This window comes from Kitasatospora sp. NPDC048296, assembly GCF_043201815.1.
GTDB lineage: Bacteria > Actinomycetota > Actinomycetes > Streptomycetales > Streptomycetaceae > Kitasatospora.
In genome coordinates, this window is sequence record NZ_JBICZB010000057.1 from 38,829 (window position 1) to 52,492 (window position 13,664).

Annotated in this window: 11 protein-coding genes and 1 pseudogene; 2 read left to right on the plus strand and 10 right to left on the minus strand. The window is 73.0% G+C overall.

Annotation, left to right across the window (positions count from 1 at the left end; genetic code table 11):
* Positions 1-273 precede the first annotated feature (273 nt).
* The 8 genes from ACGF12_RS27990 to ACGF12_RS28025 all read right to left on the minus strand — a co-directional run bounded on the left by ACGF12_RS27990 (position 274) and on the right by ACGF12_RS28025 (position 8,844).
* Positions 274-1,356, minus strand: a complete 1,083-nt coding sequence (locus ACGF12_RS27990) for a glycerate kinase (RefSeq protein ID WP_393035680.1) — start codon at positions 1,354-1,356, stop codon at positions 274-276.
* Positions 1,353-2,165, minus strand: a complete 813-nt coding sequence (locus tag ACGF12_RS27995) for a sugar phosphate isomerase/epimerase family protein (RefSeq protein ID WP_393035683.1) — start codon at positions 2,163-2,165, stop codon at positions 1,353-1,355. Before ACGF12_RS27995 ends, ACGF12_RS27990 begins: the two co-directional genes overlap by 4 nt.
* Positions 2,166-2,170: 5 nt before the next feature.
* Positions 2,171-3,328 (minus strand): dihydrodipicolinate synthase family protein, encoded by a 1,158-nt coding sequence (locus ACGF12_RS28000; RefSeq protein ID WP_393035685.1) that lies wholly within the window; start codon positions 3,326-3,328, stop codon positions 2,171-2,173.
* 5 nt (positions 3,329-3,333) lie between these two features.
* Positions 3,334-4,485, minus strand: a complete 1,152-nt coding sequence (locus tag ACGF12_RS28005; RefSeq protein ID WP_393035688.1) for a Gfo/Idh/MocA family protein — start codon at positions 4,483-4,485, stop codon at positions 3,334-3,336.
* 54 nt (positions 4,486-4,539) lie between these two features.
* Entirely contained in the window at positions 4,540-5,520 is a 981-nt protein-coding gene (locus tag ACGF12_RS28010; RefSeq protein ID WP_393035706.1) for a hydroxyacid dehydrogenase, read from the minus strand.
* A 122-nt stretch (positions 5,521-5,642) separates the two neighbouring features.
* Positions 5,643-6,539 (minus strand): carbohydrate ABC transporter permease, encoded by an 897-nt coding sequence (locus tag ACGF12_RS28015; RefSeq protein ID WP_393035691.1) that lies wholly within the window; start codon positions 6,537-6,539, stop codon positions 5,643-5,645.
* On the minus strand, positions 6,536-7,495 hold the full coding sequence (locus tag ACGF12_RS28020; protein WP_393035709.1) for a carbohydrate ABC transporter permease: 960 nt from the start codon (positions 7,493-7,495) through the stop codon (positions 6,536-6,538). The genes ACGF12_RS28015 and ACGF12_RS28020 overlap by 4 nt, the downstream gene beginning before the upstream one ends.
* A gap of 2 nt (positions 7,496-7,497) precedes the next feature.
* The gene (locus ACGF12_RS28025) at positions 7,498-8,844 is read right to left on the minus strand and encodes an ABC transporter substrate-binding protein (RefSeq protein WP_393035694.1); all 1,347 of its coding nucleotides are present in this window, start codon (positions 8,842-8,844) and stop codon (positions 7,498-7,500) included.
* A gap of 260 nt (positions 8,845-9,104) precedes the next feature.
* Between ACGF12_RS28025 and ACGF12_RS28030 the strand changes: the two genes are divergently transcribed.
* On the plus strand, positions 9,105-11,060 hold the full coding sequence (locus tag ACGF12_RS28030) for a DUF2264 domain-containing protein (protein WP_393035697.1): 1,956 nt from the start codon (positions 9,105-9,107) through the stop codon (positions 11,058-11,060).
* Positions 11,061-11,065: 5 nt separating this feature from the next.
* Positions 11,066-11,842: a sugar phosphate isomerase/epimerase family protein gene (locus ACGF12_RS28035; protein WP_393035700.1), complete on the plus strand. Its 777-nt coding sequence runs from the start codon at positions 11,066-11,068 to the stop codon at positions 11,840-11,842.
* A gap of 20 nt (positions 11,843-11,862) precedes the next feature.
* Here the strand turns inward: ACGF12_RS28035 and ACGF12_RS28040 are convergent, their stop codons facing one another.
* Positions 11,863-12,915, minus strand: coding sequence for a substrate-binding domain-containing protein (locus ACGF12_RS28040; RefSeq protein ID WP_393035703.1), 1,053 nt, complete (start codon positions 12,913-12,915; stop codon positions 11,863-11,865).
* 146 nt (positions 12,916-13,061) lie between these two features.
* Positions 13,062-13,664 (minus strand): annotated as a pseudogene (locus tag ACGF12_RS28045) (ABC transporter permease); the annotation flags it as partial.

Consider the following 13,664-nt stretch of genomic DNA (forward strand, 5'->3'; position numbering starts at 1 on the left):
CGGCGTACGCCCACAACAGGGCACCGAGCGCCGACGGTCGGGAATCTATCGTGCGCAACACCCGGTCGGTACTGCTCCTCCCGGCCCAAGGGCGATTCGGAGATCAATTCATGACGCCGTCATCGGACATTTCCTTCTGCTTCAGGACCGCCTTGCGCGGGACCTCGCGGGATGCCCGACGTCGAAGTCCCCGTCCCGGAGAAGCAGGGTCGGCCCTTCGGCGTCGGGCATCGGCCTTCGCACCGGGCCGGCCCTCCCACGGCCCGGTGCGCCTCACCCGCCCGCGTGGGCCGCCGAGGCGGCGAGCCGCGCCCCGGCCCGGTAAAGCCAGTGGACGGCGTTGCCCCGTGCCTCGGCCCGGCCACCGGCCAGGCCCGTGAGGGTGACGGCCCGGGGGTCGGCCGATTCTCCGGCGACCACCTCGCACCGGACCCCCGCCCGGTCGGCGCGCCGGATGACCTCGCCGACCGCCTTGCCGCGCAGGCTGGTCGCGTCGAACCGGCCCTCTCCGGTGACGACGAGGTCGGCACCGGAGAGCGCCTGGTCGAGCCCGACCAGGTCGGCGATCGCGGCCGCACCGGGCGTCACGGCGGCGCCCCAGGTGGCCGTCAGCCCGTAGGCGGCGCCGCCGGCCGCACCGGCCCCCGGCGCGGCCGGGTCACCACCGAGCAGCTCGCCGAGCCGGGCCAGCCCGGCTTCCAGACGGCTGATGTCGAGCGGGCCCGCGCCCTTCTGCGGCCCGTAGACCGCGGCCGCGCCGTCCGGCCCGAGCAGCGGATTGGTGACGTCCGTGAGCAGCCGCACGTCGCCGGGCGGCGGCCGCAGGGAGCCGGCGTCGACCGTACGGGCGCGGGCCAGCTCGCCACCGCCGTCCGGGAGTTGGACACCGTCGGCGTCGAGCAGCCGCAGGCCCAGGGCGTACAGCAGGCCGGTGCCGCCGTCGGTGGAGGCGGAGCCGCCGAGCGCGATCAGCAGCCGGTCGGCTCCCTGGTCGAGGGCGGCGGCGATGGTCTCGCCGGTGCCCCGGGTGGTGGCGGAGAGCGGGGCGAGGTCGCGCATCAGGGGCAGGCCGCTCGCGACGGCGAGTTCGACCACGGCGGTGCCGTCCGACAGCAGGGCGTAGGCCCCGCTGACCGGACGGCCGTCGGGTCCGGTGCACCCGTCCACCCGGTACGGGGTGGTTCCCGGGTGGGCCGCCGCGAGGGCGGCAAGGGTGCCCTCGCCGCCGTCGGCCATGGGACGGATCAGCAGCTGATCGTCCGGTCTGACGGAGCGCCAGCCATCGGCCAGCGCCCGGGCCGCCTCGGTGGCCGCCACCGTGCCCTTGAAGGAGTCGGGCGCGAGGACGATTCTCACGGGCCCGCCACTTCGGTGCGATGGCGTTCGATCATCGTCCGCAGGGTCCGCTCGCCCGGGGTGTCCCAGATCTGCTGGTTGAAGATCTCGACCTCGATCCAGCCGGTGTACCCGGCGTCGAAGACCAGCTCGGTCATGGCCCGGAAGTCGATGTGGCCGTCGCCGACGTGGCCGCGCCCGAGCAGCGGGTCGACCGGCAGCGGCAGGGTCCAGTCGCAGACCTGGTAGGAGGCGATCCGCTCCCCCGCGCGGGCGATCTGCTGGGCCAACTGCGGGTCCCACCAGACGTGGTAGCTGTCCACCACCACGCCGACCTGCTCGACCGGGAACTGCTCGGCGAGGTCGAGGGCCTGCCCGAGGGTGGAGATCACGGCCCGGTCCGCGCAGAACATCGGGTGCAGCGGCTCGATCGCCATCCGGACGCCGAAGTCGCCCGCATGCGGCGCGAGTTCACCGAGCAGTTCGGCCACCCGGGCGCGCGCGCCGACCAGGTCGCGGCTGCCCTCGGGCAGGCCGCCGACGACCATGACGAGGGTGTCGGTGCCCAGTTCGGCGGCCTCCTCCAGGGCGCGGAGGTTCTCGGCGAGGGCGGCGCGGCGGCCCTCGGGGCCGGGGCCGGTCAGGAACCCGCCCCGGCACAGGGTGCTCACCGCCAGTCCCGCGTCACGGACCAGCCTGGCCGCCTCGGCGACACCGGTCTCGGCGACCTTGTCCCGCCACAGGCCGATCGCCGGAATGCCCGCGCGCACGCAGCCGTCCACGGCCTCGGCGAGGCTCCAGTTCCTCGTGGTGATCTGGTTCAGCGACAACCGGTTCAATGCTCGACTCCCGCCACCGCGAGGTACTGCCGCATCCGGTGGGCGGCCAGCTCCGGGTCCGGCAGCACGCCGGCCGCGTCGGCGAGCTCGAACAGCTCGACCAGGTGCGGCACCGAACGGCCGCTCTGGGCTCCCGCCACCATGGTGAAGTGGCTCTGGTGGCCGGCCAGCCAGGCGAGGAAGACCACGCCCGTCTTGTAGTGGTACGTAGGCGCGGCGAACAGGTGCCGGGCCAGCGGCAGGGTGGGCGCGAGCAGGGCGTCGTAGCGCTCCAGGTCGCCGGCATCCAGGGCCTTCAGGGCGGCGGCGGCCGTGGCGGCGATCGGGTCGAAGATTCCCAACAGGGCGTGACTGTGGCCCAGTTCGTCGCCGCGGATCAGCTCCGGGTAGTTGAAGTCGTCACCGGTGTAGAGGCGTACGCCCTCGGGCAGTGCGCGGCGCAGCAGGATCTCGCGGTCGGCGTCGAGCAGCGAGACCTTGATGCCGTCGATCCGGGTGGCGTGCTCGCGGATCAGCGTGAGGACGGTCTCGGTCGCCTCGTCGAGGTCCCGCGAGCCCCAGTAGCCGGCCAGCGCCGGGTCGAACATCTCCCCCAGCCAGTGCAGGATGACGGGCTGACGGGCCTGAGCGATCAACCGACCGTAGACGCGCAGGTAGTCCTCCGGTCCGGCGGCCGCGGCGGCGAGCGCGCGGCTGGCCATCAGGACGGGCTGTGCTCCGGCGGCCTCCACAACGTCCAGCTGCTGCTCGTAGGCGGCCGGGATGTCCGCCAATGCGGTCTCGCCGACGGGCAGTTGGTCCGTGCCGACGCCGCAGGCCAGTCGTCCGCCGACGCACCGGGCCTCGGCGCCGGAGCGGGTGATCAGCTCGCGGGTGGCGGCCCAGTCCAGGCCCATGCCGCGCTGAGCGGTGTCCATGGCGTCCGCGACGCCGAGGCCGAGGCCCCACAGGTGGTGCCGGAAGGCGAGGGTGGTGTCCCAGTCGACGGCGGCCGGGGCGCCGGGGGTGTTCTCCCCGTACGGGTCGGCGACCACGTGGGCGGCGGCGAAGGCCACCCGGCCGGTGGGCGCCGGAAGGCGGGGTGGCAGCGGGGCGGGCTCGCGCACGCGGATGCCCTCGGCGCCGAGCGGGTTGAGCGGGTTGAGCGGGGGCATGGTGGTCAGATCTCCAGTTCCGGCACGTCCAGGCGGCGGCCCTCGGCGGCGGAGCGCAGGCCGAGTTCGGCGAGCTGGACGCCCTTGGCTCCCGCCAGCAGGTCCCACTGGTACTCCGAACCGGTGACGACGTGCCGCAGGAACAGTTCCCACTGGATCTTGAAGCCGTTGTCGAACTCGTCGTTGTCCGGCACCTGCTGCCACTGCGCGCGGAACGGCTCGGTCGCCGGCAGGTCCGGGTTCCAGACCGGCTTGGGGGTGGCCGCGCGGTGCTGGAAGCGGCAGTTGCGCAGGCCCGCCACGGCGCTGCCCTCGGTGCCGTCGACCTGGAACTCCACCAGCTCGTCGCGGTCGACCCGCACGGCCCAGGAGGAGTTGATCTGAGCGGTGATACCGCCCTCCAGCTCGAAGATGCCGTACGCGGCGTCGTCGGCGGTCGCCCGGTACGGGTTGCCCTGCTCGTCCACCCGCGAGGGGATGTGGGTGGCGGTGTGCGCGTAGACCGAGCGGACCGGGGCGATGACGTTGTCCAGCACGTAGCGCCAGTGCGGGAACATGTCGAGGATCATGCCGCCGCCGTCCTCGGCCCGGTAGTTCCAGGACGGGCGCTGCGCCGACTGCCAGTCACCCTCGAAGACCCAGTAGCCGAACTCGCCCCGCACGGACAGGATCCGCCCGAAGAATCCGCCGTCGACCAGCCGCTTGAGCTTGAGCAGTCCGGGCAGGAAGAGCTTGTCCTGCACCACGCCGTTGCACACCCCGGCCTCCCGCGCGAGGCGGGCCAACTCCAGGGCGGCGTCGAGGGATTCAGCGGTCGGCTTCTCGGTGTAGATGTGCTTTCCGGCCGCGACGGCCCGGCGGATGGCCGCCTCGCGCACCTTGGTGAGCTGGGCGTCGAAGTAGACCTCGGCGAGCGGGTGGGCGAGCGCTTCGTCCAGCGAGGTGGTCCAGTGCTCCAGCCCGTGCCGGTCGGCGAGTTCCTTCAGCTTGTGGGCACTGCGGCCGACCAGGATCGGCTCGGGCCACAGCACCTGACCGTCGCCGAGGGCCAGGCCGCCCTGCTCACGGATGGCCAGGATCGAGCGGACCAGATGCTGGCGGTAGCCCATGCGACCGGTGACGCCGTTCATCACGACGCCGATTACCCTGCGGGACATGGATGGCACTCCTCTTTCACGAGGTGGTTGAGCGGAAGTTGAATTGACGGATCGTCAGGCAGATCGAGGCAGATCCTGCGGCAGCACCGGGTGCGCGAAGGGCAGGCCCGCGGCGTAGCAGGCGAGCTCGTCGGCGGCCGCCACGGCCATCCGGTGCAGCTCGGTGCCGAGCGACCCGGCGACGTGCGGGGTGAGCAGGACGTTGGGCAGCTCGTACAGCGGCGAGTCCTCGGGCGGAACGTCCGGGTCGGTGACGTCGAGCACCGCGCTCAGACGCCCGGTGACCAGTTCGCCGGTCAGCGCGTCCTGGTCGATCAGGGCGCCGCGCGCGGTGTTGACCAGCGTGGTCCCGTCCTTCATCATGGCGAGCCGGTGACGGCTGATGAGCCCTCGCGTCTCCGGGAGTTGGGGTGCGTGGACGCTCACCACGTCACTCAGCGCGCACAGTTCGTCGAGCGGGACCAGCCGGGCGCCGAGCGCGCCGGCCTCGTCCGGATCCAGGTAGGGATCGTGCAGCAGCAGGTCCAGGTCGTACGGGCGGAGCAGTTCGAGGACCCGGCGGCCGATCTGGGAGGCGCCGACGATGCCGACCGTGCGGCGGTAGTTCCCGGCGGTGCCGTACGCGGCCAGGATGTCGTACCCGGCGCGGAGTTCGCGGTAGTCGGCGCTGCTGCGCAGCACCTGCTTGTTGGCGAACAGCACGGCGGCCACGGTGTACTCGGCGACCGGCAGGGCGTTGGCCCAGGCCGCGGAGGCGACCTGGATGCCGCGTTCCCAGCAGGCGTCCGTGATGTGGTGCTTGACGGACCCGGCGGCGTGGATGACGGCGCGCAGCCGGGGCGCGGCGTCGAGCACGGCGCGGTCCAGGGGCGGGCAGCCCCAGCTGCTGACGATCACCTCGGCGTCGCCCAGGGCGGCGCGGGCCTCGGAGGTGGTGAAGTCGTCGAGGACGAGCCCGGGGTCGAGCTCGGCGAGCTGGGTCAGCCGGGTCAGCGTCCGTCGGTCGAACAGCCGCTCCACGAGCCCGGGTTGCATCGCGAGGACGGCGCGCGGGCGGGGCCGGGCACCGGCGCGGGACGCCGGCCCGGGGTCGGGGACGGTCGGGGGGTGGGGCACGCGGATCTCCGGGGAGTCGTCGACGTGGACGGTCGGAACGGTCACTTGACACTTCCCGCGGTGAGGCCGGCCTTCCAGTGCCGCTGCAGGGCGACGAACGCCACGACCAGCGGGACGACGGCGAGCAGCGAGCCGGTGACGACCAGCGGGTAGGAGTCCGGGAAGGCGCGGGTCTGGGTGTTCCAGGAGTACAGACCGAGGCTGACCGGGAAGAGCCTGCTGTCGGAGAGCATCACCAGCGGCAGGAAGAAGTTGTTCCAGATCGCGGTGAACTGGAACAGGAACACGGTGACGAAGCCCGGCATCACCATCTTCAGGCCGATCGACCAGAAGGTGCGAAGCTCACCGGCGCCGTCCATCCGGGCGGCCTCCAGCACCTCCCCGGGGACGTACCCGGCGCAGAACACCCGGGCCAGGTAGACCCCGAAGGGGTTGACCAGGCTGGGGACGAAGACGGCCCAGAAGGTGTTGACGACACCGATCTTCGAGGCGAGCAGGTACATCGGCAGGGCGAGCGCCGTGGTGGGCACCAGCACGCCGAGCAGGACCAGTCCGAACAGCTTCTCCTTGCCGCGGAAGGCGTAGACCTCGAAGGCGTAGCCGGCGCAGACGCAGACGAAGGCGCAGAGCAGGGCGCCGAGCCCGGCGTAGAGCAGGGAGTTGAGGTACCAGCGGAAGTAGATCCCGCCGTCGGCGGTGGCCAGGTCGTGCAGGTTCCGCCCGAGGTGGAAGTTGGCCGGTGTGAGGGTGTTGCCGCCGACCAGGTCGGGGGTGTTCTTGGCGGCGGCGGTCAGCAGCCAGCCGAGCGGGAGCAGGGTGTAGGCGGTGGCCAGGACCAGCGCGCCGTTGACGGCGGCCTTCGAGAGGGTCCACGGGCGGCGCGCGGTTCGTCCGGGAAGGGCGGCGGCGCGGCGCCCGGAGAGGGAGGGCGTGGTCATGCCGGGGCCTCCGTTCGGCGCTCGGACCGGCCACGGGTGGCCCGGGTGACGACGTAGGACAGCACGGCGGCGAGCAGGGCCAACAGCACGGAGGAGGCCGCGGCGAGGCCGTAGTCGTTGTGGTCGAAGGCCGCGGTGTAGGCGTACATGTTGGGCGTCCAGGTGCTGGTCACGGCGGGCGCGGCGCCGCGCAGGATCATCGGCTCGGTGAACAGCTGCAGCGACCCGATGACGGTGAACAGGCCGACCATGGTGATCGAGGCGCGGATCAGCGGGAGCTTGATGCTCAGCGCGGTGCGCAGCGGCCCGGCCCCGTCCATCACGGCGGCCTCCAGCACCTCGCGGCCGATGGCCTGCAGGGCGGCATAGAAGATCACCATGTTGTAGCCGGTCCACTCCCAGACGGCCGCGTTGACCACGGCCGACAGCGGGTGGCCGAGCACGTCGAGGTGGGCGCCGGCCGAGTTCAGCGCGTCGAGCACCGGGCTGATGCCCGGGGTGTAGAGGTACGTCCAGATCAGCGCGGCGATGATGCCGGGGACGGCGTGCGGCAGGAAGAGCGCCAGCTGGAAGAAGCGCTTGGCGCGGGCGAGGGCCGAGTCCAGCAGCAGGGCCACGGCCAGGGACAGGCCGAGCATGACCGGGATGTAGACCAGGCAGTACTCGCCGATGGTCAGGAAGCCGGCCCGGTAGGCGTCGTCGCCGAGGGCCCGGGCGTAGTTGCCGAGGCCGGTGAAGACGGTCTCGCTGTCGCCGAAGCCCAGCCCGGAGCGGTGTTCGGTGAACAGGCTCAGGTAGACCGCGTAGCCGATCGGGACCAGCATCACGGCGGTGAAGAGCAGCAGGAAGGGGGCCAGCAGCAGGGCCGGGGCCCCCAGCCTCCCGGGCCGCCTGACGGTGGCGGCCCGGGAGGAGGCGGTGGTGGTGCCCCGCGGCGGAGCCGCGTGTTGGTTCAGCGTCACTGGGCGGCGACCTTGAGTCCGCGGTTCTTCATGGCGGCGACGGTGCCCTGCTGGGCGGCGTCGATGCCCTGCTGGACGGTGCCGCCCTGGCCGAGCTTGCCGAAGACGTCCGCCATCGCGCTGTTGGTGACGCTCATGGCCGGGCCCCACTGCCAGTCGGACTTGATGGACTTGGCGGCGTCGATGAAGACGGAGTAGATGTCCTGGCCGCCGTAGAAGTCGGTGTTGAAGGCCGCCTTGGCGCCCGGGACGAGGTCCTGGGCGGCCGGGAAGACCGAGGAGACGCCGGAGGCGATGCGGGCCTTGATGCCCTCCGGCGTGGTGGTGGCCCAGGTGGCGAACTCGACCGCGGCCTTGGCCTTCTTGCTGTTCTTGGAGACGGCGAAGGTGGTGCCGCCGAGCATGCCGCTGGCGGGCTGGGCGTCCCAGGTCGGGATCGGGGCGACGGCCCACTTGCCGGCCGCGTCCGGGGTGCCGGCCAGCGTGCTCTTCAGCACGCCGCCGCCCCAGGCGGCGCCCAGGTAGGCGGCGGTCTCGCCCTTCTGCAGCGAGGCGGTCCACTGCTGGCTGAAGGAGGGCTGGACGCGCACCAGGTCGTCGGAGATCAGCTGCTGCCAGTAGTCGGTGACGCGCTTGGTCTCGGCGCCGCCGATGTCCACGCTCCAGGTGTCGCCGACCCCGGTGAACCAGTGCGCCCCGGCCTGCCAGGACATCGCCTCCAGGGGGCTCGGGTCGTCCGGGAAGAAGGTGCCGATCCGGGTGTCCGGTATCGCGTTCCTGAGCTTCTCGGCGTCCGCGCGGTACTCGTCCCAGGTCTTCGGCGGGGCGGTGATGCCCGCCTTGTCGAAGAGGTCCTTGCGGTAGAAGAGCGCCTGCGGGGCGGCGTCCAGTGGCAGGCCCCAGTTGCGCTGGCCGAGGGTGGTGAGTTGGAAGACCTGCGGCAGGTACTTCGCCTTCAGGTCGGGCGTGACGAGCTTGGTGATGTCCTGGACGGCTCCCTGGCTGACGAAGTCCGGCAGGGCGGCGTACTCGACGTTGAACACGTCGGGGGCGTTGCCGGCCTTGGCCGCGTCGGAGAGCTTCGCGTAGCCGCCGGCGATGCCGGAGGGGATCTGCTGGTAGTCGACGTGGACGTCCGGATGGGAGGCGTTGAACGCGTTCACCACGTCCTGGGTGCCCTTGGCCCAGCCCCAGAAGGTGATCGTGACCGGGCCGCTGCCCGCGCTGTCACTGGATCCGCCGCTGCCACAAGCCGCGAGGGAGGACATCGAGACGACGACGGCGGTGAGCGTGGCGGCCGAGCGCAGGGTTCTGCGGCCGCGCCGGCGGGGGGTGGTGGACATGACTCGGCTCCTGTGGATGGGGGTCGGCCCTGGGGGTGTCGATATGCTGCGACCGCCGTCGATCAAAGTCAAGCATGATGGATCGAATGATCTAAAGTGATCGCTCATATCCGGCCGAAAGACCCACCAAAACCTCTGAGAACAAGAGGGCCATGGAGTCTCGCAAACCTCTCACGGCGGATCATTCGGTCAGGATCATTGACGATCGATCCGACCACCCCTAGATTCGATCCGCCGTCCCGCACCAAGGAGCGTCAGCCATGTCCCCGATCCCGCTGCCTCCGGAAGACCGGACGCTCAGCCCTCGCACCGGCTTCACCCGGGCCCACTGGGAGGCCGTAGCCGACACGCTGCTGACCGCCGTACAGCGGCACGCGGGCCCGGAGCACGCGCTGATCCCCCTGCCCGGCCCCCGCCCCAGCATCTCGGGGCCACGCTCGGACGCCCTTGAGGGCTACGCCCGCACCTTCCTGCTGGCCGCCTTCCGGATCGCCGGAGCCGGCGGCGACGACCCGCACGGCCTCCTGCGCCGCTACGCCGAGGGCCTCGCCGCCGGCACTCGCACCCCGACCACCGACCTCGACCTGACCGATCGCGACCCCGTTTCGTGGCTGGCCATCGGCGACCGCAACCAGCCCATGGTCGAGGCCGCCTCGATCGCCCTCGCGCTGCGCCTCACCCGCCCCTGGCTGTGGGACCGGCTCGACGAGGAGACCCGCGGGCGTGCACGCGACTGGCTGGCCGGTGCACTGCACCACACGCCGGTCGACAACAACTGGTGGCTCTTCCCCTTCACGGTGGGCGGCTTCCTGGTCGAGGCCGGCCTGGACGAGGACGGCTCCGCCCAGGCCGCCGTCGACCGCGGACTGGCGAAGATCGAGCAGTGGTACCTCGGCGCCGGCTGGTACACCGACGGCCGTCCGCGCGCCTTCGACCACTACAACGGCTGGGCCTTCCACCTCTACCCCCTGCTGCACGCCCACCTCTCCGGTGACCGGGCCCTGCTCGACAGCCACGGCCCGCGACTGACCGCCCACCTCGACGGCTACGCCCACACCTTCGGCGCCGACGGCGCCCCCATGCACCAGGGCCGCTCCCTCACCTACCGCTTCGCCGCCGCCGCACCCCTGTGGGCGGGCGCACTCACCGGCCACACCCCACTGACACCGGGCACCACCCGGCGCCTCGCCTCCGGCGCGCTGCGCCACTTCCTCGACCGCGGCGCGCTCGACGACGACCACCTGCTCACCCTGGGCTGGCACGGTCGCCATCTGCCGCTGGTCCAGGAGTACTCCGGCCCGGCCTCGCCGTACTGGGCGAGCAAGGGGTTCCTGGGTCTGCTCCTGCCACCCGAGCACCCGGTGTGGACGGCCACCGAGGAGCCGGCCCCCGTCGAGCGGGCCGACGCCGTCCTCCCCCTCCCCCGGCCCGGCTGGCTGATCCAGTCGACCGCCGCCGACGGCATCGTCCGGCTGCACAACCACGGCAGCGACGACCAGCCCGCCGACCAGGTCCTGCCCGACAACCCGCTGTACGCCCGGCTCGCCCACTCCACCGCCACCGGCCCGGCCCACGACGGATCCCCGGACAACCACTTCGGCCTGGTCGTCGACGGCGAACTCAGCCGGCGCGGCCGCATCCGACCGCTCGGCGCGGGCCACGGCTGGGCCGCCTCCGCCCACCGCCCCCGGGTCGGCGGCGCCGAACTGCCGGGGGTCGACGTGACCTCGGTGGTCCTGGTCGCCGGAGCCGGGGAAGTCCATGTCCACCTCGTCACCGGTGCCCTCGCAGGTACGGAGGTTCGGCACAGCGGCTGGGCGGTGGCGGGCAGCACGGCGCGGCACGGGGAGGACGGGCTGCGCGGCTGGGTGGCCGCCACCCGTGCGGACGGCACCCGGCTGACCTCGGCACTGGAGGGCGTCGAGGGGTACACGTCCGCGTGCTCGCACCGGCTGCCGCGTGGCACAGCCTTCGGCAGCGTGGGCGCCGTCCCCGTCCTGACCGGCCGCACCACGGGCGGGACGGCGCTGTTCGTCAGCGCGGCCGGGCTCGCCGGCCAGGCCGCCCCGCCGTTCCAAGCCGCCCCGCCGTTCCAGGCCGTCACGGTGGACACGGAGAAGTCCCGGATCCGCGTGCGCTGGCCGGACGGCACCGAGCACCACGTCCTTCTCACCCCCGGCACCACGCCCCTCGTCACCGTCCTCCGGAAGCGCTGACTCCCGTGCGACTCGCCTTCTCCACCCTGGGCCTGCCCCGCCTGCCCCTCACCACGGCCCTGCGGCTCGCCGCCGCACACGGCTGGCAGGGCCTCGAACTGCGCTGTGCTCCCGGCGAACCCGTGCACCCCGCCATGCCTGCTGCCGAACGGCGCCACGCCCGCGAGGCCCTCGCGGCCTTCGGCATCGCCCCGCTCGCCCTCGCCGGATACCTCGGCATCGCCGCCCCCGGCGCCGACGAGCCACTGGTCCGCGCGCTGTGTGGGCAGCTCCGGCTGGCCGCCGACCTGGGCGCCCGCCATCTGCGCGTCTTCCCGCAGGGCGGGAACGGCCCTGCCGAGGAGGCCGACCACCGCGCGGCCCGACGCCTCGCCGCGGCCGCCGACACGGCCCAGCGGCTCGGCGTCCGCATCCTGCTGGAGACGCACGACTCGCACCGCGGCGGACGGGACGCGGCCCGTCTGCTCCAGCTGGTCGCCCACCCGGCCGTCGGCGCGCTCTGGGACCTGATGCACACCCACCTGGCCGGCGAGCAACCCGTGGAGACCTTCGCCGCGCTCGCCCCGCACCTCGGCTACGTGCAGGTCAAGGACATCGCCGGGCCGCAGGACCTGACCCCGCTGCCGCTCGGCGCGGGCGTGCTGCCGATCGCCGAGTGCCTGCGCCTGCTGCCGGCCGACTGCTGGGTGTCCTGGGAGTACGAGGCCCCGTGGTTCCCGGACGCCGCCCCGCTGGCGCCCCTGCTCGGGCCGGGCGCCCGCCACCTCGCCCGGCTCCGCTGACGATCCCCCGGACCGCCGCCTCAGACCGCCTTGCCACAGGACGTGCGGACCTTCAGTTCCGGCAGCAACTGCAGGTGATGGACCGGGAGTTCACCACCACTGCCGAGCCGGCGCAGCAGGAGCTCCAGCGCCGCCGCGCCGACCGCACGCTTCGGCGGGGCGACCGCGGTCAGCGGCGGGGCGGCCAAGGCGGCGAACACGTCGTCGTACGAGATCAGCGCCACCTCCTCGCCCACCCGCAGCCCGCGGGCGCGCAGCACCGGCACCAGCTGGATGGCCTCCTGGTCGTTGTGCACGAGCACCGCGCGCACGCCGTCCGCCACCCCCTCGGCGATCCGGGCGGCGACGGCCTCCGTGTCGCGGCCCGGTTGCTCGATGTCGATCACGGGCCGCGCTTCCAGACCGAGCAGCCGCGTGGCCTCCGCGTAGCCGGCCCGCACCTGGTGCGCCGTCCAGCTGTCCATGCGGGCGGCCAGCAGCACCGAGCGGTGCCCGAGCCCGGCCAGGTGGCGCAGCGCCAGCATGACGCCGTGGTGATGGTCGGAGCCGACCGAGTCCAGGTCCGCGCACGGGCTGTCGGCGGGGGCGCGGCGCTCCACCAGGACGGTGGGCAGCGGGAGTTCGCAGATCCAGGCGCTGCGCCCGGTGGGGCCCTCGGGCAGCCAGTTGGGGGTGACCAGCAGGCCGTCCACACCGGACTCCAGGAGCTGGTCCACCTGCGCCCGGTCCTCCCCGGCCTCGTACGGGGCGATGCCGAGCACCAGGCGGGCCCCGACGGCCGTGGCGGCGGCGCGGGCGCCGTCGATGATCTCGTCGAAGTACGAGCCCACGGTGGGGACCAGCATGCCCACGACGCGATCACGCCCCTCCGGCACGGCGGCGGCCCCGGAGGGCATCGAGACCGACCCGTGCGAACGGTGCAGCTCCCCCGCGTCAGCCAGTGCCGCGACGTCGCGGCGCACCGTGACGGCCGCCAGACCGAGCCGTTCGGCGAGCTCCACGACCCGGACCGTGCCCAGCTCTCGGACCACCTCCACGATCGTGGCCCGCCGTTCCTCTGCCGTGCCGGTCATGGTCTCCCCTGGCTAGGTCCGCGTGCCGCGCGCACGAATCACTGTCTGATCAATTTGTATCATTCGATCGGTATCGCGCGCAGAATTGTCAATCCGCGGGGCCCTGCCGACGTTCCTCCTGGCGGCCGTCCGCACAGCCGGAGCGGTCACACCGCGGCCGCCGCCTTCCGGGCGGCCCGCAGGTCGAGGACGTACTGGACGGCCAGGCAGCCGAGGATCCAGGCGGCGAGCAGGACGAGGCCGCCGGTCAGGTGCGCGCAGTGGTAGTAACCGGCGCCGCGCAGGGCGCGTACGGCGGCAGCCGGGGGCATGATCTGCGCCAGCGGGGCCAGCCAGGGCGGCAGGAAGGAGGGCGGCAGGATGCCGCCGGAGGTGGCGTTGCCGAGGATCAGCAGCACCACCGACGCCACCGGCATGCCGAGGGGGCCGAAGAGCCGCAGCAGCACTCCGGCCGCGGTGGCGGTGGCCATCGCCAACAGGCCCGCGATCACGGCCACGGTGATGAACGCGGCCGGCAGGGCGTGCAGGGCCTGGTGACCGATGACCGCGACCATCGTGCCGCTCGCGGCCGCGAAGACCACGGTGGAGGCCACCCGGGCGGCCAGCGGCAGGCGCGGGGCGATCTGGTAGGAGGCCACCGAGAACAGGAAGCCGGCCAGCACCACGCCGAAGGAGGCGTAGAACACCGACAGTCCGCGGCTGTCGCCGGAGGCCAGCGGTACCACGTCCTGGACCGCCACCGGATGGCC